General features: G+C 71.1%; 17 protein-coding genes and 1 tRNA gene. 9 read left to right on the forward strand and 9 right to left on the reverse strand.

Annotated features, from left to right (window positions below; translation table 11 throughout):
• Positions 1 to 49: 49 nt before the first annotated feature.
• Both CSIV_RS06405 and CSIV_RS06410 read left to right on the forward strand, forming a co-directional pair.
• Positions 50 to 1,228 (forward strand): AI-2E family transporter, encoded by a 1,179-nt coding sequence (locus CSIV_RS06405; RefSeq protein ID WP_077050552.1) that lies wholly within the window; start codon positions 50 to 52, stop codon positions 1,226 to 1,228.
• Positions 1,229 to 1,231: 3 nt separating this feature from the next.
• Positions 1,232 to 2,275, forward strand: coding sequence for an ATP-dependent DNA ligase (locus CSIV_RS06410; RefSeq protein ID WP_077050553.1), 1,044 nt, complete (start codon positions 1,232 to 1,234; stop codon positions 2,273 to 2,275).
• A 171-nt stretch (positions 2,276 to 2,446) separates the two neighbouring features.
• Here CSIV_RS06410 and ligD read toward each other — a convergent pair whose 3' ends face one another.
• The 3 genes from ligD to CSIV_RS06425 form a co-directional block, all read right to left on the reverse strand.
• Positions 2,447 to 3,472, reverse strand: coding sequence for a non-homologous end-joining DNA ligase (gene ligD / locus CSIV_RS06415; RefSeq protein WP_077050554.1), 1,026 nt, complete (start codon positions 3,470 to 3,472; stop codon positions 2,447 to 2,449).
• Positions 3,473 to 3,603: 131 nt separating this feature from the next.
• Positions 3,604 to 5,478, reverse strand: coding sequence for an O-antigen ligase family protein (locus CSIV_RS06420; protein WP_160897487.1), 1,875 nt, complete (start codon positions 5,476 to 5,478; stop codon positions 3,604 to 3,606).
• Complete coding sequence (locus CSIV_RS06425) at positions 5,475 to 8,966, reverse strand: carboxypeptidase regulatory-like domain-containing protein (RefSeq protein WP_160897488.1); 3,492 nt, start codon at positions 8,964 to 8,966, stop codon at positions 5,475 to 5,477. The genes CSIV_RS06420 and CSIV_RS06425 overlap by 4 nt, the downstream gene beginning before the upstream one ends.
• Before the next feature lie 204 nt (positions 8,967 to 9,170).
• On the opposite strand from CSIV_RS06425, the gene CSIV_RS17835 reads away from it, so the two are divergent.
• The gene (locus tag CSIV_RS17835) at positions 9,171 to 10,091 is read left to right on the forward strand and encodes a D-alanyl-D-alanine carboxypeptidase family protein (protein ID WP_160897489.1); all 921 of its coding nucleotides are present in this window, start codon (positions 9,171 to 9,173) and stop codon (positions 10,089 to 10,091) included.
• A gap of 17 nt (positions 10,092 to 10,108) precedes the next feature.
• On the forward strand, positions 10,109 to 10,735 hold the full coding sequence (locus CSIV_RS06435; RefSeq protein WP_077050558.1) for a DUF1684 domain-containing protein: 627 nt from the start codon (positions 10,109 to 10,111) through the stop codon (positions 10,733 to 10,735).
• Between the two features lie 3 nt (positions 10,736 to 10,738).
• On the opposite strand, the gene CSIV_RS06440 is transcribed toward CSIV_RS06435, so the two are convergent.
• From CSIV_RS06440 to CSIV_RS06450, 3 genes are all read right to left on the reverse strand, one after another.
• Positions 10,739 to 11,803, reverse strand: coding sequence for an SseB family protein (locus tag CSIV_RS06440; RefSeq protein WP_077050559.1), 1,065 nt, complete (start codon positions 11,801 to 11,803; stop codon positions 10,739 to 10,741).
• Between the two features lie 50 nt (positions 11,804 to 11,853).
• On the reverse strand, positions 11,854 to 14,289 hold the full coding sequence (locus CSIV_RS06445) for an ATP-dependent helicase (RefSeq protein WP_077050560.1): 2,436 nt from the start codon (positions 14,287 to 14,289) through the stop codon (positions 11,854 to 11,856).
• A gap of 80 nt (positions 14,290 to 14,369) precedes the next feature.
• Positions 14,370 to 17,699 carry a lamin tail domain-containing protein gene (locus tag CSIV_RS06450; RefSeq protein WP_077050561.1) on the reverse strand — a complete coding sequence of 1,110 codons (3,330 nt, stop codon included), beginning with the start codon at positions 17,697 to 17,699 and terminating at the stop codon, positions 14,370 to 14,372.
• A 145-nt stretch (positions 17,700 to 17,844) separates the two neighbouring features.
• Here CSIV_RS06450 and CSIV_RS06455 point away from each other — a divergent pair, with 145 nt between their 5' ends.
• Positions 17,845 to 18,252 (forward strand): YccF domain-containing protein, encoded by a 408-nt coding sequence (locus tag CSIV_RS06455; RefSeq protein ID WP_077050562.1) that lies wholly within the window; start codon positions 17,845 to 17,847, stop codon positions 18,250 to 18,252.
• 3 nt (positions 18,253 to 18,255) lie between these two features.
• Here the strand turns inward: CSIV_RS06455 and CSIV_RS06460 are convergent, their stop codons facing one another.
• Both CSIV_RS06460 and CSIV_RS06465 read right to left on the reverse strand, forming a co-directional pair.
• Entirely contained in the window at positions 18,256 to 19,206 is a 951-nt protein-coding gene (locus CSIV_RS06460; protein ID WP_077050563.1) for a hypothetical protein, read from the reverse strand.
• A 59-nt stretch (positions 19,207 to 19,265) separates the two neighbouring features.
• The gene (locus CSIV_RS06465) at positions 19,266 to 19,634 is read right to left on the reverse strand and encodes a VOC family protein (protein WP_077050564.1); all 369 of its coding nucleotides are present in this window, start codon (positions 19,632 to 19,634) and stop codon (positions 19,266 to 19,268) included.
• A gap of 55 nt (positions 19,635 to 19,689) precedes the next feature.
• On the opposite strand from CSIV_RS06465, the gene CSIV_RS06470 reads away from it, so the two are divergent.
• The 4 genes from CSIV_RS06470 to CSIV_RS18325 all read left to right on the forward strand — a co-directional run bounded on the left by CSIV_RS06470 (position 19,690) and on the right by CSIV_RS18325 (position 21,887).
• A complete protein-coding gene (locus CSIV_RS06470; protein ID WP_077050565.1) occupies positions 19,690 to 20,130 on the forward strand; it encodes a MarR family winged helix-turn-helix transcriptional regulator in 441 nt (146 codons plus the stop codon).
• A 32-nt stretch (positions 20,131 to 20,162) separates the two neighbouring features.
• Positions 20,163 to 21,068 (forward strand): DMT family transporter, encoded by a 906-nt coding sequence (locus CSIV_RS06475; RefSeq protein ID WP_077050566.1) that lies wholly within the window; start codon positions 20,163 to 20,165, stop codon positions 21,066 to 21,068.
• A gap of 7 nt (positions 21,069 to 21,075) precedes the next feature.
• Positions 21,076 to 21,741: a GntR family transcriptional regulator gene (locus CSIV_RS06480; protein WP_077050567.1), complete on the forward strand. Its 666-nt coding sequence runs from the start codon at positions 21,076 to 21,078 to the stop codon at positions 21,739 to 21,741.
• Positions 21,742 to 21,811: 70 nt separating this feature from the next.
• Positions 21,812 to 21,887: transfer RNA gene (locus CSIV_RS18325), tRNA-Met, on the forward strand.
• 52 nt (positions 21,888 to 21,939) lie between these two features.
• Here the strand turns inward: CSIV_RS18325 and CSIV_RS06485 are convergent.
• A complete protein-coding gene (locus CSIV_RS06485; protein ID WP_202969668.1) occupies positions 21,940 to 22,875 on the reverse strand; it encodes a hypothetical protein in 936 nt (311 codons plus the stop codon).
• Positions 22,876 to 22,961 lie beyond the last annotated feature (86 nt).

Below are 22,961 nucleotides of genomic sequence, written 5' to 3' on the forward strand. Positions count from 1 at the left end.
CGCGCGCAAGCGGCGTGGCCATGTCGGGGGCGCCCGCTACCTTCTGAGCATGGGCCTGTTCTCTCGCCACCCCGCCGCTCGTGACGTCGCGACCACCGTCGCTCAGACGGTGCAGGCGCCACCTCGCAGCCTCTGGGCCGACGGTTTCGGTCGCCTCGCCATCCGCGCCGTGCAGATCATCGTCGTGGCAATCCTCGTCGCCGGTCTCATCTGGGGCATCCAGCAGCTCACGCTCGTGATCATCCCTCTGATCCTCGCGCTGATCTTCGCGTCGGCGTTCGGTCCCGTGACCATGTGGATGCGCCGCAAGGGCGTCCCGGCGGTGCTCGCCACACTCCTCACGCTGCTCGCGGTGGTCCTCGTCCTGGGTGTCCTCGGCTGGCTCGTCGTCAGCGCCGTCATCGACCAGTGGGACACGCTCAGCTCGCAGGCCGTCGCCGGCTTCCAGCAGGCGCAGGACTGGTATCACACGCTCCCGTTCGCGATCTCGCAGGACCAGGTCAACCAGGCCGTCAGCGCCATCGGCGACTTCGTGACGAGCGCGCAGTTCGGCAACGGTGCGCTCGCGGGCGTCAGCGCGGTCGCCTCCTTCGTGACCGGGTTCGTGCTGATGGTCGTCATCCTGTTCTTCTTCCTCAAGGACGGCCCGCGCATGTGGGAATTCGTCCTGCGTCCCTTCCACGGCACCGACTACGACCGCGCCCGCCGCATCGGCGACAAGACGGTCACGGTACTCGGGTCGTACATCCGTGGAACAGCCTCGGTCGCCGCGGTGGACGCCGTGGGCATCGGCATCGGCCTCCTGATCCTTCAGGTCCCGCTCGCCCTGCCGCTCGCGGTGCTCGTCTTCCTCCTCGCCTTCATCCCCATCGTGGGGGCGGTGACCGCCGGCATCCTCGCAGCCCTCGTCGCCCTCGTGACGAACGGGTGGGTCGTCGCCCTGATCGTCGTCGGCATCGTCGTGCTCGTGAACCAGCTCGAGGGCAACTTCCTGCAGCCCGTCCTGATGGGCCGCTCCATGAAGCTGCACTCGTTCGTCGTCCTGGTCGTCCTCGCCGGCGGAACGGCGATCGGCGGCATCCTCGGTACCCTCCTCGCCGTCCCGCTCACCGCCGTGGCGTGGGGCATCATCACCGTCTGGAACGGTCCCGATCAGCCGGCCGAGTGGGCCCGGCGCAAGAAGCGCCGGAACCCGGTGCCCCTCGCCGGGAACGAGAGCGAAGGCTGACCCATGCCGTACGACATCCCCGCGCCCATGCTCGCGAAGGCCGTGCCCGCCGTGCCCGAGCCCGGCAAGGTCGATGGTGGACTGTCGTACGAGCCGAAGTGGGACGGATTCCGCGCGCTGGTGTCGTGGGACGGCACCGACGTCGAGATCGGCAGCCGCGGCGCGAAGCCCCTCACCCGCTACTTCCCCGAACTCGTCGAGGCGTTCGCTCGACTGCTGCCCGAGCCGTGCCTCCTCGACGGGGAGGTCGTCGTGGCCCGCGGCGAGTCCGGCGCACAGCGCCTCGACTGGGAGGCGCTGTCGCAGCGCATCCATCCCGCCGCCTCACGCGTGAAGCTGCTGTCGGAGGAGACCCCGGCGATGTTCATCGCGTTCGACCTGCTCGCCCGCGGCGACCGCGACCTGCAGGACGCGCCGTTCGCCGAACGCCGGGCGCAGCTCGTCGACCTGCTCGGATCCGTGCCGCACCCCGTGCACGTGACGCGCACCACCGACGACCCCGACCTCGCGCGTCAGTGGCTCGCCGAGTTCGAGGGCGCCGGACTCGACGGGGTCGTCGCGAAACCGCTCGCCCAGCCGTACGCGCCGAACAAGCGCACGATGTTCAAGATCAAGCACGCCCGCACGGCCGACGTCGTCGCGCTCGGATACCGCATCCACAAGTCGGGTCAGGGCGTCGGGTCGCTGCTCGTCGGGCTGTACGACGCGGCAGGCCGGTTGCACGGGGTCGGCGGCGTCTCCGCGTGGACCGACAAGCGCCGCCTCGAACTCATCGACGAACTCGCGCCCCTCGTCGAGCGGGATGCCGAGGGCGAAGCCGTCGTCGGCGAGACCGACCGCTCGCGGTTCTCGGCGTCGAAGGACGTGTCGTTCGTGCGGCTGCGCCCGGAGCGCGTGCTCGAGGTGCGGTACGACCAGCTCGAGGGCATGCGGTTCCGCCACACGGTCCAGTTCGAGCGCTGGCGTCCCGACCGCGACGCGACATCGTGCACGTTCGAGCAGCTCGAGACCGTCGGCGCCTACGACCTGGGCGACGTCCTGAACTAACGGCCAGCGGTTCCCGGAGCCACCGCACCTGCCGGGTGCATCCAGAACAGGCGCCGCACCCAGAACAGGCCGATTCCGCCACGATCAGCCTGTGGCCGCGACATCCCCTGTTCTCGGCACGCCCCGCCGCCCACGCCGCACCGCGTCGCTCCGACCGGGCAGCGCTACGCCCTACTCCGCGGGCGCCTTCGCGCGCGAGGGCTGCACGCGCGGCGGCTCCCCCGGCATCTTCGGGAACTCCGGCGGGAACGGCAGCTCGCCGAGCCCGGCGTCGAGATCGCGCTGCCACCATTCGAGCAACGTGTCGATACGGCCGGGCGCGGCGCCGAAGTCCTTCCACGGATCGCCGATGGATGCCAGCCGCTCCGGCACCGAGCGGACCGTGAAGGCCGCGGGGTCGACGGCATCCAGTTCGTCCCAGGTCACCGGCGTCGACACCGTCGCGGTGGGGAGCGCCCGCGGCGAGTAGGCCCCCGCCATCGTCCGGTCGCGGTTGGCCTGGTTGAAGTCGACGAAGATCCGCTCGCCGCGCTCCTCTTTCCACCAGTTCGTGGTGACGGCATCCGGCATCCGTCGCTCCAACTCGCGAGCTGCGGCGATGACGGCGTGCCGGACGTCGAGGAACTCGTGCGTCGGCTCGATGGGGCAGAACACGTGCAGGCCGCGGTTGCCGCTCGTCTTCGCCCACGCCTCGAGTCCGGCCTCGCGCAGCACGGTCCGCAGCTCGTGCGCGGCGACGACCGCTTCGGCGAACCCGGTGCCGGGTTGGGGGTCGAGATCGATGCGGAGCTCCACGGGGTGGTCGGGGTCGCTCGCGAGCGACGCCCACGGATGGAACACGATCGTGTTCATCTGGGCGGCCCACACCGCCGTCCCGATCTCGGTGAGGACGAGTTGCGGATGCCGCCGTCCGCTGTTGTACGTCACGGTCACGGCCTCGACGAACGACGGAGCCCCCTTCGGCGGATTCTTCGAGAAGAAGCTCTCGCCGCCGACGCCGTCCGGGAACCGCTCCAGCGACACCGGGCGGTCGCCGTTCGCGGCCAGGAACGGCTCGGCGACGGCGATGAAGTACTCCGCAAGATCGCGCTTGGTGATCCCCTCCTCCGGCCACAGCACGCGGTCGGGGTTGGACACCCCGATCTCGCGGTCGCCGTCGGGGCCGGGCACGGTGAGCGTGATGCGCGGGGATGCCATGCCCCGACGCTAACGGCCCGCGCGCGTCGTGTCTGCCCCGTTGCCGATCGCGCGAGTCGCCAGGATGTGTCGCTTCGAACGGCGCGGAAGCGACACATCCTGGCGACTCACGCTGGTGATCCGGGGCCGGATCAGCCGCAGTCGGCAGTGCCGAGCTGACGGCACGCCTCGGCCAGGGCCGCGCGCGACTCCGTGCGATCCGGCTGCAGCTCCAGCACGCGCTTGAACGCATCCCGCGCCGCCGAGGCATCGCCGGCCGCCAGTTCCGCCAGTCCGGACTCGTGCCAGATCCGCGGGTTCACGGGCGACAGCACCCGCGCCTCGTGCAGGTGTTCTCGAGCGACGAGCAGTTCGCCCCGCTGCAATGCGACCATGCCCGCAGCCTCGCGAGCAGCGGCCGAACGCGGCAGCCGTGCGGCAGCCTCCGCGCTCCACCGGCTCGCGCTGTCACCGGCACCCGCCATCCCCTGCTGCAGCGCCCCGCCGGTGATCTGCGCGGCCGTCAGAGGGATGTCGGCATCCCACGATCGAAGTGCCACGGCAGCGTCGAATGCCGCGTCGGCCGCAACGGTATCGCCCCTCATCGCCGAAGAGACCCCGGTGAAGAGAAACCCGTCGGCCGCGGTCCACAGCGTCAGGGCGACGAGCCACGTGGCCACGGCGGCCGTGCCGAGCACTCGGAGGCCCCGCAGTGAGCGCGACCACGGCTCACGCGCGAGGATGACGCCCGCGACGACCGCGAGCGGGAGAAGGGTCTTGGGCGACGTGGGGCCCATCAGCAGTGCGATCCCCGCGCCGGCGAGAACGGTCAGCGCCCCCAGCACCGCGTCCCGGCGAGGCCCTTCGGCGGCGCGGAGGGCGCGGACCCCCGCGATGGAGACGGCGATGCCGACGAGCAGCACGAGCGCGATCCCCGGTACCCCCGCGACCACTCCCGCCTGCAGCAGGAGGTTGTGCGGGGAGTCCAGCACATGATCCGGCGTGACCGTCGAATACCAAGTGTCGTCGAAGTGGGCGGGGATGGCATCCATGTATCCGTTCATGCCCACCCCCGTCCACGGATGCGCCTGCACCAGTTCGAGGGCGTCTCGCCAGATCACGAGCCGGTCTCCGACGGTCTTGCGAGCGAAGCCGTCGACCCCGAACACGCGTTCCCGTGTGAAGGGGAGCGCGACGACGAGCCCGGCCACCGCGGCGACGCCGACCGTCACCCACCCGAGCGTCACGGCCCGGCGGGGCGCGCTCCACACGCTTCGCACGGCGATCACGATCACCACCACCGCGAGACCCAGGAGTGCAGCGCGGGAGGCGGAGGTCACCACCGCGACGACGCCGGCGGCGCCGCCCACGACCGCCCACCAGGACGTTCGGCGCGTCCGCAACCACACCCCGAGGGCGTTGTGAAGGAGCCACGCGGCGAAGATCAGCCCCAGGATGCCCTGGTCGGTGGCATTACCGGCGAGAGAACCCGGCCGCTCGAGGTCGGTCTCGATCGGACGCCAGCCGATCGTCTCCAGGACGGCGACTCCGGCCAGCAGGCAGGACGCGGTCGCCAGGGTGCGCACGGTCACGAGGTGAGCGGCCACCGGCGCACGCGGCCCGAGGAGACGGGCTCCCGCCCACACCGCCGCGACGAGGACCGCCGCCTCGACGAACCCCTCGTATCGTGGCGCGCGCCCCAGCAGCTGCGCCAGAGGCGCATCGCCGAACAGCGCCCGCACCGCCAGCGTGGCCGCGACGACGGCGGCCGCCACCGACCACCAGCCCGGCAGTCTCCCGGCCGGCCGGACCCAGACCGCGCACCCCACGGCGACGACGGCGGCCAGGAGCGTCGGCCAGCCCCAGCGGTGGTAGACGCCGGGGAGCACGAGGATCGGCGCGGTCCAGAGCAGGATCAGCGCCGCCGCGGCCAGACGGCCGCGCGCCGCGTCCGACCCACTCAGAAGAGGGGCCGGCCGCGGCGCGGGACGGGGCGGGGCTTTTCGCCCCGCCCTCGTGGACGTCACGTGCGGCGTCGAGCCGGACGGCGCAGGAGCAGACCACCTCCGACGACGAAGAGGATGCCGACGACCGCCAGCGCGGTCGGCACCGTGGTACCCGTGACCGCGAGCGCCCGCGGGGCCGGGGTGCTCACCGACGCGCCGCCCCCACCGGTGGAGGACGGGGATCCGACGGTGATCGGCGCCTGGGCCACCCGGCCGCTCTTCTCCCCGATCCCGAACACGGCATGGTCACCGGGAACCGTGCTCAGCGGCACCGTGGTGGGCAACCGGAAGTTCCCCTCGGCATCCGCCACGGCCGTGCCGAGCTGACTGACGACCGAGTGAAGCTCCACGCGCACCGTTTCGCCGGGCTCGTAGCCGGTTCCCGTCACCACGATCGCGCCACCGGGCAGAGCTGACGAGGAGTCGAGAGTGATGGATGCCGAGATCGTCCCGGCGTTCGCCTCCGCGGTGACGGAGGTGTAGCCGGGCTTGCTGCCGACGATCGTCACCGTCAGCTGACTGCCCACCTGGTCCGTCGTGGGTGTGTAGGTCGAATCCGTCGCGCCCTCGATCGGCTGGCCGTCCACCGACCACTGGTAAGCGAACTCGACCGGTTCCGGTCCCCAGGCTCCCGGCTCCACCGTGATCGGCACGCCGCTCAGCGCAGGTCCCGACAGCACCGGCGTGCCCGGCTGCACCACACCCGGAGCGATCGGACCGACCGGGTCGGACACCGCAGTGGCATCCGTGTACCCGGGGAGCGAAGCGGTCACCTCGACCTGGATCGTTGCGCCGAGGAAGGCCGCGTCGGGCTGGAAGGTCTGCCCGGTCGCCCCCTCGATGAGCTTGCCGTCGCTGAGCCACTGGTAGCCGAGGGTGACGCCGACGGGCGTCCAGCCGCCGCTCTGCGCGGTGAGCGTCGCGCCGACCTTCGGGTCGCCGACCACGGTCGCGGATCCCCCGGCGATCACGCCGGACTCGACAGGTCCTGCCGTCGCGGTCGCGGTCGCGGGGTTGTAGCCGCTCTGGGAACCGCGCACCGTGACGGTGACGGTCTTGCCGACGGCGTCGGGGCCGGGCGTGAACCGCGGGCCGTCCGCACCCGCCACGACGGTGTCGCCCACCGACCAGCTGTAGGTCAGGCTGACCGGCTGCGGGCCCCACGTGCCGGGGGATGCCGTCAGTTCCGTTCCGACACGGGGCTCACCGTCGATGCGAGGAGTGCCGACCTGGAGATCCAGAAGCGGGACCGCAACGATCGGGCCGACCGCGGGACTCGTGGCGGAGGCCGTCGTGTACCCCGGCTTGCTCCCGGTGACCTTCACCGCGACGAGCTTGCCCACTTCATCGTCGCCGGGGACGAAGGTGGAGCCCGTCGCGCCCGGCACGATCGTGCCGTCCGCGGTCCACTGGTAGGCGAGGGCCACGTCCGACGGCGTCCAGGCGCCCGGATCTGCGGTGAGCTCCGACCCGGCGGTCGGACTGCCCGATATCGACGGCGCCCCGGGGGTGATGAGAGCCGTGGCGACGACGGCCGACTCGGGGCTCACCACCGTGACGGTGTCGTATCCGGGGCGCGAGCCGGTCACCGCGACGGTGAGCTTCGTCCCTGCCTGAGCCGCGGTCGGCGTGAAGATGGTGTCGGTGGCGCCGTCGATGTCGACACCGTTCGCGCGCCACTGGTAGGCGAGCTGGATCGGCTGCGGACCCCATGTGCCGGGGTTCGCGGTGACCGGGATGCCGACACGAGGAGTCCCCTCGATGGTCGGCGCCCCGGGGCTGATGGCGTCCACCGCGCACCCATCGGACTTCAGCCGCAGCGTGGCATCGATCCCCGGCGTGTTCCTTCCCGCGGCGACCTCGAAACGGTCCGCCTGTCCGAGGCTGGTCTTGGCATCCCAGTACTGCGGGCAGTAGGGATAGTCGACGCCGTCGTCGCCGAAGGCGGCATCCGGGTCGGAGAAGCCGACGGTGTAGGTGCCTTCCGGCAGGCCGTAGCTGGCGTCACTCATCCGGAACCCCAGGCTGTAACGGCCCCACCCCGAGACCGCGAGCGTCTGGTCCCAGGTGGCGCCGTTCCACCGGTAGGCCGTGATCAGCGTGTTCTTCAGCGGGGCCGTGCCACCTTCCGCCCCCACGTCGCCGGACGCCGTGCCGTGACCGCGCAGCGCGATGTCGATGCCGCGGACGTCGGCGCCCCGGACGGGGACGGGTGTCGCACCCGAGTAGGTCGGGGAGTCATCGTAGTAACCGTCGTAGTACACATCCATCCAGCTCGGATCGGCGTCGTTCCTGCCGTATGAGGTGGACGAGACCGTGTAGTCCCCGTCCGCGAGTCCGGTCGCGGTATAGCGCCCGTCCTTGTCGATCGTCGCGTAGCCCTGTCGCCACCACAGCGTGACCGACCGCCCGTTCCACTCGATCGGAGCGGAGAGGAGATTGACCTGTGCCCAGGACCCCGGGGCACCCGTAACCACTCCCGTGACGCTGTGGCCCGCAGAAAGTGCGAAGTCGATCCCGGTGACGGCCTTCCCCGACTCGACGGTGATGACCTTGGCGTCACGCGGATCGAAGACGCCCGGATAGAGAGTGGGCGCCTCGGAGTCGCCGACAGGGGCGGCATCCAGGAAGTACGTGCCCGGAGCGACACGGTCGATCGTGAACGCGCCGCTGGCCTTTCGCCACGATCCGGCGTACTGGAGATCGTCGGTGCGCAGAAGGCGGAAATCGATGTCGCCGCCGCCGGCCGACGTGACGTGTCCGCTCACGCTCCCGGGCTTCTGCAGCACGACCTCCGAGGTGGTGTTTCCCGTCACCTCCAGCGACGAGGAGACACCGGCGAGGTCACCACTGGACGGATAGACGCGGAATCCGTACGGACCTGCCACCACACTGGTGAGGGACGCGTTTCCGGACGCGTCGGTCTGGCCCCAGTAGTAGTGCGAGTCGCCCGCCAGTTCCACGTACGCGCCCTGCTGCGCGACACCGCCTTCGTCGACGACATGCACCGTCACCGTGTAGGTGGCCTCCGACGCTCCTGCCTTCAGAGTGGTCGCCCCAGCGGACGGCGCGACCTCCGGAGCGTCGTCTGCCGGGGAGGGGCTCGCCGTCGACATCGTCACCGGCGCGCCGGCCACGATGTCGATTCCCGTCACGGCGGCCGCCTCGGCGACCTCAACAGTCTGCGCGTCGCCCAGGGTCGTGGCATTCGGCCAGAACACGGGGTCGGATCCCTGCGCGGCGACGGAAACGTAGTATTTGCCGGCGGGGAGATCGGGCACCGTATACCCGCCCTGCGAACCGGTCGTCGCGACGGCCGTCGTGCCTCCGTCGGCATCCGTGACCGACACCTGGGCGCCGGCGACCGCCGCCGCCGCGGGATCGGTGACCGTGCCCGAGATCGACCCGCTGCCCACCGACGTCGCCACGGGCGACGGGACGTCCGTCGCGGCAACGGCCGGAGCGCCCCCGAGTGCGAGCATTCCCACGAGCGCGCCCACGATCGCCACGCGTGCGCTTCGCGCGGTCGAGCGCTGTTTGACGTTGAACATCGTCCCCCCAGAGATGCGTCGCGAATCAGAGCTCGCGAAGTGCGTGGCAGACCGACGGCCCACCCGCTGAACCCGATTGTGTCGAAGGTGATCGCCCCGCACGATGGGGACAATGCCCCATCCCGCGCGGAGGTCACCGATCGATCCGCCTACGATGACGACGTGGATCGGGCTCGGGGGCGCATCGCGACGGGGCGTCGCTCGCTGGGCATCGCCGCACTGACCCTCGGAGCGACGCTCGTGCTGGTGTGCGGGACGTGGGCGCTCCTCGCTCTACAGCCGTCCGAGAACGGGGAGCCTCCGATCATCTGGCCGGAGACCGGAGCGGCGGCGGTGGGAGCGGGAGATCAGACCGCCCTCTCCCCCGGCGCCGAAACGGCCCGCCCCATCGCGAGCCTGACGAAGCTGATCGTGGCCCTGGTCGTGCTGGAGAGCGCCCCGCTGGATGCCGAGGATCCGGGGCCGACCTTCACGATGGATGCCGCGGATGTCGCCGCCTACGAGCAGGAGCGCGCCTCGGGTGGTCAGGCCCTTCCCGTGACGGGGGGCGAGGTGCTCACCGAGCACGACCTCCTCGAGCTCGTGGTGGTCGCCTCTTCGAACAACCACGCGCTGAGCCTGACCCGCCACGTATTCGGTGACGACACCCGCTTCCTCAGCGCCGCACGGTCATGGCTGTCGGCGCGAGGGCTGGATTCCGTCACGCTCGCGGACGCCACGGGCATGTCGCCCGAGAACCGCGCCTCCGCCGCCGACCTGCTCGATCTTGCTCGGATCGCGGAGGGTTCCCCCGTCGTACGCGCGCTCGCCGCGCAGGATCGGACGAAGGCCCTTCCCGCACCGGACGGCGGAGCGCGGCGATCCTTCGCGGCCACGAACGACATGCTGAACGCGATGGGCATCGACGGTCTGAAGACGGGGCACACCGATGCCGCGGGCTTCACGGCGGTCATCACGGCGCCCCTCGAGCAGAACGACCCGGACGGGCCGCGGGTCACCGTGGTCATCCTGGGCGCTCCCTCAGCGGCGCAGCGCAGCCTCGACGTCGCGCGCCTCCTCGCCTCCGCCCGGGGCGCCGGGTAGCGCCATAGGCTCGGAGCATGACCTCCCGCGCCGCCCGCACCGCCCTCGACGTCGCCGACTGGCGGCGCCGCGTCTTCGCGCTCTACGCCGCCGTGCGGGAGGCGGATGACCCCGAAGACGCGCACGAGCTGTGGCGGATCGAGCGCGACGCCCTGTTCGCCGAGCACCCGGCCACTCCCCTGCTTCCCGAACAGCGGGACGGCTTCGAGGGGCTGCCGCTGGCGCCGTACGACGCCGCCTGGCGGTTCGAGGCGACTCTGCTCGAGGCCGACGAGGCGTCCTTCGTGGCGACGACCGGCACCGACGGCGACGTCGGGTTCGAGCGCATCGGCCGCGTGGAGCTCCCGGACACGGGGTCGCTCGACGTGTGGCGCCTGACCTCGTACGGCGGCGGGCTGTTCGTCCCAGTGCGCGACGCGTCGGCCGGACGCCCCGGCGGCACCTACGGCGGCGGCCGCTACCTGCTCGACACGATCAAGGGCGCCGATCTCGGCACCGGTACCGCGCCCGACACCCTCGTGATCGACTTCAACTTCGCGTACAACCCGTCGTGCGCGTACGACCCCGCGTGGGCGTGCCCGCTCGCCCCGGTCGGCAACGTGCTGCCGGTGACCGTGCCGGTCGGCGAGCTCTACGGGGTGTGAGATCTACTCCGCGAGTGCCAGCACCCCGGCCAGGTCGTCGCGGTTCAGCCGGATCCATGGGCCGGCGGGGTCGACCAGCAGCCCGGTGAGACCGTCATCGCCCGCGAGCGCCTTCGCCAGCTGCTCGGTCTGCAGCGGCACGGCCTGATCTCCGCGGCCGAGCGCGAGCAGTTCGAGCGGGTGCGAGAACACCTCGAGGAACCGCTCGCCGGTCGCCGTGCGCGACTCGGCCACACCCACCGGGCCGCCCTCTTCGGACTGCGCGACGGCGATCCACAGCGGCGCCCCCGCGAGGACCGCGTCGACGATCGTGGATGCCGTCGACTCGGTGCGCTTCTCGCTGAGCGCCGTCTTGACCCGCAGGTCGGGGTCGGCCTCGGACACCATGCGTTCCAGGAGCGCCGTGGGCAGGACGGCGCGGGCGTCGCCCGAGCTGTGATCGAGGACGACACCGGCGTACGGGCCGCCGATGACGTGTCGCATGAGCGCCATGACCGGCTGCCCCATGGCCGAGGTGTCGCGGTCACCGTCGGCCTCGACGCTCTGGGTCAGGGCCCGACCGCTGCTGTAGGCGAGCACGAGCTGCTCGTCGCCGCGCGTCGCGACGGCGAGCGGAAGGTCCTTGCCCTCGGCGAGGAGTGCGCGGGCATCACCCTTGACGCGCAGGAAGACGTGCCCCTGCAGGAGCTGACGCGCGACGTTGAGGAGCTGTGCGGGTTCGGGCTGTCCGGAGATCTCCGCGAGGGCGATCGCCAGCAGCGCGTTGTCGCGCAGGCCGGGGATCGACTCGAGCCCTTCGGGCGCCTCCATCGGGCCCGGCTGGCGCGCCGAGGGCCGCGCGGCGACCGGCGGCGTCGAATCGGTGACGGGCGCCGCATCGACCGGAGCGCCGACGCCGCGGAACGACGACGTCGAGATGTTCACCTGCGGGACCGGAGCCGCGGGGGCCTCCGACGCGGGAGCATCCGCGGGGTCGACGGGCTGCTCGCCCGGTTCGATCACGTCGTCGGGGCGGTCGGCCGACACGTCATCGGAATCGGACTTCTTGCGGCGCGAGAAAAGTGCCATTGCTCGAGCCTATCCGTGGGCGGGCCTCGACCGGCGTGTCGCCGGAGGCCTCAGACCTTCGAGATCGGCGCGATCTTGACGAGGAGCTTCTTCGCGCCGACGGTGTCGAAGCGCACGTGCGCCACCCTCTTCGCGCCCTCACCGGTGATGGCATCCACGCGTCCTTCTCCGAAGTCGTCGTGACGGATGCGATCGCCGGCGGCCAGCTCCATGTCGCCGTTGTCGCGGACCTTCGCCGGAATGCGGTTCGGGAACTTGCTCGGGTCGGCGGGGGCCCGCTTCGGCAGGGGCACGAGGTCGTCGCCGTAGCGGCTGCCGCCCGTGGTCTGGCCGGGGCGCCGCCCGCGAGCGTTCAGCGCGCGCGACTGCATCCCCCCGCGGCCGTTGACGTCTCCGGGCGACTGGCGCCAGTCGATGAGATCGGCGGGGATCTCCTGCAGGAACCGGCTGGGCATCGCGACCGTGACCTCGCCGAACTGAGCGCGGGTCATCGCGAGCGAGACGTGCAGGCGCTTGCGGGCGCGGGTGATGCCCACGTAGAACAGGCGTCGCTCCTCCTGCGGTCCGCCCGGCTCGTTCGCCGAGATGCGGTGCGGGAGCAGGTCTTCCTCGACGCCCGTGAGGAAGACCGCGTCGTACTCGAGGCCCTTCGCGGTGTGCAGGGTCATGAGCGAGACCGAGCCGGATGCGTCGTCGAGGTCGTCGGCATCCGCCACGAGCGTCACCTCGGTGAGGAAGTCGATGATCGTGCCCTCGGGGTTGTTGCGCGCGAACTCGCGGGTCACCGCGACGAGCTCGTCGAGGTTCTCGAGGCGGGCTTCGTCTTGCGGGTCTTTGCTGGCGCGCAGCGCGTCGAAGTATCCGCTCTTGTTGAGCAGCAGCGTGAGCCCCTCGGTCACGGAGGTGGAGGGGGCGAGCTCACCGGATGCCGGGAGCATCACGGCCGTGGCCTCGCTCAGCACCGCGTCGAGCTGATCGATCGCCTTCTGCAGCTTCGGACCGACACCGAGCTGGGCCGAGTTGGCGAGGGCGTCGCGGAACGTGATGTCGTGCTCGGCCGCGTAGCGGGCGATCGCCGTCTCGGTCACGTCGCCGATGCCGCGGCGCGGGCGGTTGAGGATGCGCCGCAGTGCCATCGAGTCGGCCGGGTTGGCGACCGCCACGAGGTAGGCCAGGGCGTCCTTGATCTCGGCGCGCTCGTAGAACTTCGTGCCGCCCATGATCTTGTAGGGCACGGCGGAGCGGATGAAGATCTCTTCCAGCGCACGGGACTGCGAGTTGGTGCGGTAGAACACCGCCATCTGGGAGTAGTCGACGCCCTTGCGGTGCAGCGACTCGATCTCGTCGGCCACGAACTGCGCCTCGTCGTGCTGCGAGTACCCGGTGAACCCGATGATCGGATCGCCGGCTCCGACGTCGGTCCACAGCTTCTTGTCTTTGCGGTCGAAGTTGTTCGAGATGACCGCGTTGGCCGCCGAGAGGATGTTCTGTGTGGAGCGGTAGTTCTGCTCGAGGAGCACGACCTTGGCTCCGGGGTAGTCGCGTTCGAACTCGCTGATGTTGCGGATGTCGGCGCCGCGGAAGGCATAGATCGACTGATCGGAGTCACCGACCACGGTGAGCGACGCCCCGCTCTCCGCCTCCGGCTCGGCGTCGAAGATCATCATCCCGCCGCCGGCCGACATCGGTTCGGCGTCGCTGCCGGGCGGACGGGTCAGCTCGTGGATGAGCGCGTACTGGGCGTGGTTGGTGTCCTGGTACTCGTCGACCAGGATGTGCCGGAACCGCTTGCGGTAGACGTCGGCCACCTGCGGGAACGCGCGGAAGAGATAGACGGTCTGGGCGATGAGATCGTCGAAGTCGAAGGCGTTGGCCCGCTGCAGCTCGCGCTGGTACGAGCCGAAGATCTCGACGAACACGCGCTCTGCCGGGTCGCTCATGTTGGCGGACCGCGCGTAGGACTCGGCATCCGCCAACTCGTTCTTCAGCTTCGAGATGCGACTCTGCGTGCCGGCGGGGGTGAGACCGAACGCATCGCCCTCGTGCTCTTTGACGAGGCGTTTGATGAGCGCGCGGGAGTCTCCCGAGTCGTAGATCGTGAATGCCTTCGTGAAGCCGAACTGCTGCGCCTCGCGCCGCAGGATGCGCACACACGCCGAGTGGAAGGTCGAGATCCACATGCCGTCGGCCCGCTGACCGATGAGGCTGTGCACGCGCTCACGCATTTCACCCGCGGCCTTGTTGGTGAAGGTGATCGCGAGGATCTGACTCGGGTACGCCTCGCGCGTCCGCAGCAGCGAAGCGATGCGGCGCGTCAGCACGCTGGTCTTGCCCGACCCGGCTCCCGCCACGATGAGCAGCGCCTGCCCGCGGTAGGTCACGGCCTCGCGTTGCGGCCCGTTCAACCCTTCGAGCAGGTCGGCGTCGGGGCGGGCGTCCGCCGGGGCGGAGCCGCCGACGATGAGGGGGGTGGAGGCGTCGGTCATGTCGATGACAAGTCTAGGCGGGGGCTCCGACACCCCGCCCCGGTGCGGTGCCGCCGCAAGGACGGCACCGCACCCGGAGGTCAGACGCCGGCGCGCCGACGACGCACGGCCACCAGGACGATCCCGGCCACCAGCAGGATGCCACCCGCCACGGCCGCCCAGACCGCCGTGACCGCGCCGGTCGACGCCAGCGCGTCCGCCTTCTGCCCGGTCGAGGCAGCGGGCGACGACGACGCCGAGGGAGCGGCCGACGACGTCTCCGACGGCTGCGCGGTCGCGGTCGTCTCCGGCGTCGGGGTGGAGTCCGGAGTCGGCTCGGGGGTGGGAGTGGGCTCGGGTGTCGGGTCCACCGGGCCCGCGACGGCGGGCAGCGAACCCACGCGGAGCGCCCCCTGCGCGACACCGTCGGTGAACCACCACGCGGATCGCGTGGATGCTTCACCGAGAGCCACCGGCAGCGTGGCGAAGCCCTCGTTGTTGGTGTCGGGCAGGCCCGCCGGGCGCGAGACGCGCACGAGACCCGGCGTGTCCGTGCCGTTGAGCGTCACCTGGACCCCGTCGCCGTGGCATCCGTCGTCGCACATCGCCCACAGCACCCCGAGAGCCGTGTCCCAGTCCAGGGCCATGACGGCCGGGAGGCCGGGCACGATCTCGGCGACGAGCACGTGCGTGCCGTCGGCGTTCAACGCGAAGGCGTACACGTGGCCGTTGTCCTCCATCGCCGTGAAGAACAGCCCGTCGCCGTGTCCGGGGTAACGCGCGGGGTCGTAGAGCGCGCCGGTGTTCCGGTCGACGAGCGTCGTCTCCAGGTCGGCATCCGAGATCCACTCGACGGCCTCGAGCCCGACGTTGGCGGCCACCGCCGGGAGGGATGCCGTGAGGTCCCACTCCTGGCTGGCGACGACGTCGGGTCCGGGCGCGTTCGGGTCGACCTTGAGCACGGTGTTGCGGTTCACGCCCTTCGCGCTGTTGTCGCGCTCGGTCGCGAGGTACACGAAGCCGTCACCGGCGACCGTGATGCCCTCGGCATCCGGCCCCGCCGCCCCGGCGTTGCCGGCATCCTTCGGGAAGCGAGCGCGCCTGCCGTTCTCCCATCCCGCGACGGGGGTGGCCGAACCGTCCGCCGCGACGGCGAGCTTCCAGAAGGTCCCGGTGCCGTTGTCGACCGCCCAGAGGAACGTGCCGTCCGCCGTCACCTGGCTGTCCAGGCCCGAGCTGTCCGAGAGGAAGGTGGGGGCCGTGTCGACCACGCGCGTCTCGGGCGCACCGGGCCACTCGACCGCCGGGGCCTCGCAGACGTTGGCGGCGCCCTTGGTCACGGCGAACGTCACCGCGAAGACGCCCGTGGTGTCGGGGCAGCGGCCCCACGTGGTCGCGGCGTGCGCCGTCCAGGACGTGGAGTCGATGAGCGTGTCGCCCTCGAACAGGCGCACGGTGTCCGCCCCGCCGAGCCCGAAACCGAGGTCGGCCCGCTCCACCACGATGTAGCCGTGGGCGGCCAGCGTGGAGCCCGCGGGGAGCGTGTAGACGTGCGTGTCGTCGTCGTCCTTCAGCACGAGGCCCGCGGCATCCACCGCCGAGCCGGTCGGGTTCACCAGCTCGATCCAGTCGTCGGACGATCCGCCGTCGGACTCGACCTCGTTGATGCGAACGGGGCTGCCGCAGGCGTTGGGGAATCCCTTGGTCGACAGGGCGACGTCGCGCAGTTCGCCCACGCCGTCGGGGCAGCGCGCGTAGACACCCTGCGCGTGAGCGGTCCACGAGTACTCGACGACGGTGAGGCCCGACGCGTTCCGGATCGTCGCCGTGTCGGCACCGCCGAGGCCGAACGAGAAGTGGATGCCACCGTCGAAGACGAAGCGTCCCCCCGGGGCGAGCACGGTGCCGGCGGGCACCGGGGTCGTGTCGGCCACGTGTCCGACGGGGTCGTTGTCGACGAGGGTCCAGCCCGAGATGTCGACGGGAGCGGACTCGTTGTTGACGATCTCGACCCAGTCCGTCGCGTCGCCGTTGGACTCGACCTCGTTGATCACGACGTCGGGGAGGACGCACTCGTTCGCCGCGCCCGGAGTCGGACGCGCGAGCACGAACGCGCCCACGCCGTCGGGGCAGCGGGCGAGTGTCGCCGCGGCGGCGTCGCCGTCGATCGCGGCGTGGCCCTGCCAGGGCAGCGTGTCGTCGACGAGGGCGCCGGTCGGGTCGAAGAGCCGGATGCGGTCGGCGCTGCCGATCCCGATCGGGTCGCGGAAGGCGGTGCGCACTCCCCCGACGAGGCCCTCAGTGGCCTCGTCGACGACGAGGAATCCGCCCGCGGAGAGCGTGGTACCGGGGAGGAAGGTCCAACGGTGGTCGTCGGAGTTGTCGCGCAGCTCGTACCCCGTGAGGTCGAACGCCGTGCCGCCGGGGTTGTACAGCTCGACCCAGTCCGCCGGCTGCGAGTCGACCTCGTTGAGCCGGACGCTCGCGGGAACGGTCGGTGCGGCGCAGACGTTCGACGATCCCAGCGTCACCTCGGTGGCCGGCGCCCAGGCACCGGTTCCGTCGGGGCAGCGGGCCCAGGTCGCCAGGGCGGCGGTGTTGGTGTACGCGTACGAGTCGACGACGGTACCGGCCGCGTCGTAGAGCACGACCTCGTCACCCTTGCCGAGGCCGAAGGAGAAGTCGGTCCCGTTGACCAGCACGAGGAAGGCGTTCGGCGCCAGCACCGTCCCCGCGGCGATCGTGCCGAACTCGCTGCGCTTCTCGTCGCTGACCTTCCATCCGCCGATGTCGACCGGGGAGGAGCTGGAGTTGTACAGCTCGATGCTGTCGGACGCCACGCCCGAGACCGCGTCGTAGACGATCTCGTTGACGACGACGTCCGAAGTCGGCGCGGGGCCGGACGTCGGGGTCGACGTCGGCGACGGGCTCGGCGAGGGCGTCGACGTTCCGAAGGTGTTCGCGGCGCCCTTGGTGGGCTCGGCGGTCTCGGTCCACTCGGGTGAGCCGCCCGGGTTGTAGCCGTAGGTGGTCGCCGCGTGCGCCGTCCACGAGCGCGAGTCGACGAGCGCGCCGCTCGCGTCGAACAGTCGGGCGGAGTCGTTGGCGCCGAGGCCGAAGTCGAAGTTGCCGACACCGCCCTTCTCGTCGATGACGTAGACGCCCCCGGCCGGAACCGACGCGTCGGCGCCGAAGACGAACGCGTGCGTGTCGTCGGAGTCCTTGAAGGTGTAGCCGGCGAGCGAGATCGGCGACGATGACGTGTTGATGAACTCCACCCAGTCGCCGGGAGTACCGCCGCTGGACTCGACTTCACTGATGTGGATGCCACCGGGCTCGGCGGCGAGCGACGGCAGGGGCAGAGCGACGACGGTGGCGGCGCAGACGGCGCTCGCCGCCGCGGCCGCGAGGGCACGACGCAGGGTCGACATGACACTCCTCGGGGATCGGGTCCTGTCACTGCACCACGCACGGGTGGACCGGAACGTCCTAGACGGTGTGCAGGAGGTGAACAGTCGGTCCGACACCGATCATCGGCATCCGGAGATGCGCCGATGAGCACGAGAGAATGAGAGCATGCGCCTGATCCTCAACATCCTGTGGCTCGTCCTCTCGGGGTTCTGGCTGTTCCTCGGCTACCTCGCAGCCGGGATCGTGCTCTGCATCCTGATCCTCACGATCCCGTGGGGCATCGCGTCGTTCCGGATCGGTTTCTACGCGCTGTGGCCGTTCGGACGCGAGATCGTCGCGAAGCCCACCGCGGGCGTCGGATCCTTCCTCGGGAACGTCGTGTGGGTCATCCTCGCCGGGTGGTGGCTCGCCCTCGAGCACATCGTCACCGGACTTCTGCTGTGCATCACGATCATCGGCATCCCGCTCGGGATCGCGAACTTCAAGCTCGTGCCGGTGTCGCTGATGCCGCTCGGCAAAGAGGTCCGCGACATCCGTCGCGGCGGCCCGTTCGACCGGACGCTCGCGGGCTGACCCTCAGGACGACGAGACGCGCCGCCGCCGCTCCTCCGCCCTAAGGGGCAGAGCGAGGACGATACCGGCGATGGTCATGAGCGCCGCGACGACCGCGGCGACGACGAGGGCCTCGGTGGGGAATCGCGTGTCGTACAGACCCGTCATCCGAGCGAGGTGCCACGGCAGCACCCCGATCTGACTGTTCCACCCGCGGAGAGCCTCGGTCGCACCGATCACCGCGGCGGTCGCCGTGGGCAACGCGAACACGGCCCCCACCCCCGCGAGGGCGACTCCCGCCGCGCGGCGCCGACCCAGCTGCGGCTCGAGCGACCACCCGGCGACGACGAACACCCAGCCGACGAGGCCGAGCACGATCGCGAGGTAGAGCACCCGAACCGTGCCGATGCTCCAGAGCGTGGGCCACACGCCCTCCGGTCCCGAGAACGAGAGCGCGGCCAGGGTCACGATGCAGCGCAGCACGAGGGCGCCGCCGACCGCGGCGATGACCGGCCACGGCGAGCGCGTTCCCAGAAGCAGCCGGACGGCGAGGGCGAACACGAGCCACCCCGCGACGGCGAGCACGACGCTTCCGACCCCGTCGCCGCGCGCCTGGGTGATGCGCGTCGCCACGAGCAGGACACCGGGGATGAGGATCATGAACCAGCGGTCGAGCGGAAGGACGCCCAGCGTCGACTCGCGGGCACGCCAGGGACGGGTCGACGCGATCCACGTCGCGCGGGCGGCGGCGGCCCCGGGCCGTCCGACCAGTCGCGTCCGAGCCGCGAGCATGCCGATCACGACCCACGCCACCGCGAGGACCAGCAACACGCGGGCGACCCACTCGGTCGCACCGTCGACCTCGATCGGCATCCGGGTGAACGGATCGACCAGCAGTGCCAGCACGACACCGATGATGAGGAGCACAGCGACGGTCCCCAGGGCCAGGATGCCTCGTCCCGCCGTCGTCGCCATGCACCCACGTTACCCGCCGTTGCGGGGCGCTTCCGCCGCCCGCGGCACCGGGCCCGGCGTCACGCGCGGTCGTGAAGCGTGACGTGATAGCCGTCGGGGTCGGCGAAGGCGAATGTGCGGCCGAACGGACCGTCGACGGGTGCGGCGACGATGCGGTGGCCGCCGTCGACGAGCGCATCGTGGATCGCCTGGGCGTCGGTGGCGTGGAGCCACACCGCGACGCCGACACCCGGCTGCGCGACGGCGGCGAGGTCGGTGCCGGGAACGAGGTCGCGAAGGGCGAACGCGATCGGGGCGGTATCGAACACCACCGCGTGCGGCGGCCCCGCGGGCGAGCGCACGAGACCCAGGTACTGCTCGTAGAACGCGCGGGAGGCATCGAGGTCGCGCACCTGCAGGGAGAGGAAGTCGGGGCCGGTGACGGGCATGGGTTCCTTCTTTCGTGTCAGTTTTCTGACACGAAGCGTATGTCAGAATACTGACATGGCGCAAGAGGTGATCAACCTGGACAGCTCGCTCGGCTATCTCTTGAAGGAGGCGGCGAGCGCCCTGCGGGCCGCGATGGAAGACGTCCTCCGCCCACTGGGCATGACGATCACGCACTACTCCTGCCTCGAGCTCCTCGCCCAACGCCCCGGTTCGTCGAACTCCGATCTCGCTCGCGGCGCGTTCGTCACCCGTCAGTCGATGAACGTCCTTCTGCAATCCCTCGAGCGCGATGGCGTGGTGGAGCGCCCGGCGACGGCACCCTCGGGCAAAACCCTCCCGACCCGCCTCACCGAGAAGGGGCGCCGCGACCTCGCGGAGGCGAGCGCCGCCGTGCGGTCGGTCGAACGCCGCATGCTGGGCGGAATGACGGATGCCGAGCAGGCGGCGGCACGGGCGGCGTTGCGCTCGATGGTGCAGGCTCTGCGCCAGGACTGACGCGTAACGCCGGATTGTGTAACAATCCTTCCATGCTTCCCGCCCTCGCGGTCCTCGCCGCCGCGCTCTGCTTCGCCACGACCGGCACGGCGCAGGCGCTCGCCGGCGTCGACGCCTCTCCCCTGGCCGTCGGCGCCGCGCGCATCGTGGTGGGCGGCGGCATCCTCGGGATCATCGCCCTGCTGCGGAGACGCCCGCGCCCGAGCGCCCGCACGGCGAAGGGTCCGACGGCGGTGCTCATCGCCGTCGGCGCCGCGGGAGTGCTGGCCTACCAGCCGTTGTTCTTCCTCGGCACCCGCGAGAACGGCGTCGCCATCGGCACGGTCGTCGCTCTCGGCTCCGCCCCCATCGCGACGGGGATCGTGGATGCCGTCCGCTCGCGCCGCCTGCCGTCGGCCCGGTGGATGCTCGCCACCGCCGTCGCCCTCGCCGGCGTCGTCCTGGTGTCGGGGGTGACCGGCGGCGCTGTCGCCCTGGCCCCCGGCGGACTCCTCGCCTCCGCGGGCGCCGGGATGTCGTACGCCCTCTATACGGTGTGCGGAAAGGCGCTGATCGAGAGGGGGTGGGACTCCACGCGCGTCATGGGAACCGTCTTCGGTACCGCGGCCGTCGCGAGCGTCCCCGTGCTGCTCGCGGCCGGAACGTCGTGGCTCCTCACCCCGAACGGCCTCGCGCTCGCACTCTGGCTCGGCATCGTCACCACCGCCGTCGCCTACCTGCTGTTCGGGTGGGGTCTGGCGCGGCTGACCGCCGTGACCGTGTCCACACTGACACTCGCCGAGCCTTTGGGGGCGACGATCCTCGGGCTCCTCGTGCTCCACGAGAACCTCACCGCCGTGAGCGCGATCGGCCTCGCGCTCATCGCGGTCGGGCTCGCCGTCGTGTCGGCTCCGTCCCGTCGACGTGAGAAGGTTCCGGATGCCACGGCCCCGGCGTGATCCTCCGATGCTCCCGCCCTCACCGCGAGGTGGCGCGGGCACTCCCCCCGGCCCCGGCCCGCGCACGGCGGACATCGTCGCGGGCGCGCTGCGCGACGGCATCCTGTCGGGCGAGCTCGCCCCGGGCACACCGCTCCGAGAGGAGGAGCTGAGCGCGACCCACGGCGTTTCGCGTCACACCGCGCGGACGGCCCTCGCGACCCTCACCGCTGAGCGGCTCGTCACCGCGGAGCCGTACCGCGGCGTCCGGGTGTCGCTCCTCGACGACGCGGCCCTCGTCGCCCTGCAGCAGCTGCGGTGCGCGCTCGAGACCGAAGCCCTGCGGATCGTCCGAGACCGTGGCATCCGCCCCGCCGACGCCGACACCGCCCTCGACGCGCTCGCTGCGGCCGAGGCATCCGGGGACTGGCCCGCGACGCTCGACGCGCACGCGCGAGTGCACCGGGCCCTCGTGGATGCCGCCGACTCCCCCCGCATCGCCGAGGAGTACCGGCGTCTCGATTCCGAGATGCACCTGCTGCTCACGCACGTCCGCCCGGCGTACAGCGCCGGCGCGTTGACGACCGAGCACCGCGCCTACGTCGAGGCGGCGCTGGCCGACCCCGAGCACGCGGTCCGCGCGCATCTGGAGCACTCGACGCGGATGATCCTGGAGGGTCGGCGCGTCCCGTGACGACACATCCCGTCACGGGACGAAACGCCCGTTGGCGATGCCGTGGGGCCGGGTTAGCGTGGGGGCACATCGCGGCGATCCGGGCGGTCCCGGGCCTCGGCTCATAACCGAAGGCGTGGCGGGTTCGACTCCCGCCGTCGCGTCCACTTCTCCATCCGCCGGGCGCCAGCGGCGCCAATTACGGCGGGATGCGGCCCCCTATGTCAAGTCACCAGCCATCCGCGCTCGACGATCCTCTTCACGCTTCGAGTACGCGGCCGCTCGGATCGCGTCGTCCGATTCCAAGCCCGTTCCGAGCGCCCCGCCGATGGTCGCCACCGACGCGACGAACCAGGTGAGCACGAACAGATCGCCGTAGCCGAATGATGCGCCGAGCGAATCGCCCATGACCGTCGGGTCGAGGACGAACAGTGCCCAGGCCAAATTCACGACGTAGAGGCCGAGATAGCAGATGACGACTCCGACGGTGAGAGTCAGCAGAGTCGAGGTGTTGTAGAGACGAGATCTTTCCCGAGCCTGCGCTGAATCGTCTTCGGGACGGTCCCAGAGTTCTCCGTCGATCACGATCCATGTGATCACGATCGCGATGGACACGATGGTCGCCACCGCGAGACGCCACCCCGACAGTGACGCGGCGAGCAGCCACACCGTCGGCTCGATCGTTGCGACCGCTCCGGTTGCCAATGCCGCGACGAGTGCGGATTTGAGCCCTGCTGCCAGCAGCCACGGACGGTTCGCCAGCACCATGCCCAGGAGCACCCGCCCCCGGGCGCTGACCCCGGGGAGGGGCAGACGCTGCTCTTCAGGCATCATCGGCTCCGCCATGCCACTGACGAGTCCTCGGACGGCATGGCGGGCACGCGTGCCCACCCGGAAGCCGCCGAGAGCGGGGAGGGAAAGCACCGCGGACTGACGCCGGGGGTCGATCGCGGCCAGCAAGTAGCGGCCGTCCACGTCACGCAACGGCAGTTCGGTCACACCGATGACGAGGTCCCACGCCTTTTGCTCGGCATGTGCCCGCAGTCGCGCCAAGGCGACGTCGACGTCCTCAGACCCCAGGGTGAAGGGTTCGCTCATGATCTCGATATCCCAGACCTGCACGTCAGCTCCCGCCGGCGGGACGAGGTCGGTCATTCGGCGAGCGACTTCAGTGGGCGAGGCCGGATCCGCAACGAGACCCACACGGATCGGCTCCATCTCCGCAACGTACACCCGGCGTT

The sequence above is a fragment of the Microbacterium sp. CSI-V genome (genome assembly GCF_001984105.1).
GTDB lineage: Bacteria > Actinomycetota > Actinomycetes > Actinomycetales > Microbacteriaceae > Microbacterium.

Coding starts and splice junctions, on each gene's coding strand:
- CSIV_RS06405 (WP_077050552.1), top strand. CDS start 50: ATGGGCCTGTTCTCTCGCCACCCCGCCGCTCGTGACGTCGCGACCACC.
- CSIV_RS06410 (WP_077050553.1), top strand. CDS start 1,232: ATGCCGTACGACATCCCCGCGCCCATGCTCGCGAAGGCCGTGCCCGCC.
- ligD (WP_077050554.1), bottom strand. CDS start 3,472: ATGGCATCCCCGCGCATCACGCTCACCGTGCCCGGCCCCGACGGCGAC.
- CSIV_RS06435 (WP_077050558.1), top strand. CDS start 10,109: ATGACCTCCCGCGCCGCCCGCACCGCCCTCGACGTCGCCGACTGGCGG.
- CSIV_RS06440 (WP_077050559.1), bottom strand. CDS start 11,803: ATGGCACTTTTCTCGCGCCGCAAGAAGTCCGATTCCGATGACGTGTCG.
- CSIV_RS06445 (WP_077050560.1), bottom strand. CDS start 14,289: ATGACCGACGCCTCCACCCCCCTCATCGTCGGCGGCTCCGCCCCGGCG.
- CSIV_RS06450 (WP_077050561.1), bottom strand. CDS start 17,699: ATGTCGACCCTGCGTCGTGCCCTCGCGGCCGCGGCGGCGAGCGCCGTC.
- CSIV_RS06455 (WP_077050562.1), top strand. CDS start 17,845: ATGCGCCTGATCCTCAACATCCTGTGGCTCGTCCTCTCGGGGTTCTGG.
- CSIV_RS06460 (WP_077050563.1), bottom strand. CDS start 19,206: ATGGCGACGACGGCGGGACGAGGCATCCTGGCCCTGGGGACCGTCGCT.
- CSIV_RS06465 (WP_077050564.1), bottom strand. CDS start 19,634: ATGCCCGTCACCGGCCCCGACTTCCTCTCCCTGCAGGTGCGCGACCTC.
- CSIV_RS06470 (WP_077050565.1), top strand. CDS start 19,690: ATGGCGCAAGAGGTGATCAACCTGGACAGCTCGCTCGGCTATCTCTTG.
- CSIV_RS06475 (WP_077050566.1), top strand. CDS start 20,163: ATGCTTCCCGCCCTCGCGGTCCTCGCCGCCGCGCTCTGCTTCGCCACG.
- CSIV_RS06480 (WP_077050567.1), top strand. CDS start 21,076: ATGCTCCCGCCCTCACCGCGAGGTGGCGCGGGCACTCCCCCCGGCCCC.
- CSIV_RS06485 (WP_202969668.1), bottom strand. CDS start 22,875: ATGACCGACCTCGTCCCGCCGGCGGGAGCTGACGTGCAGGTCTGGGAT.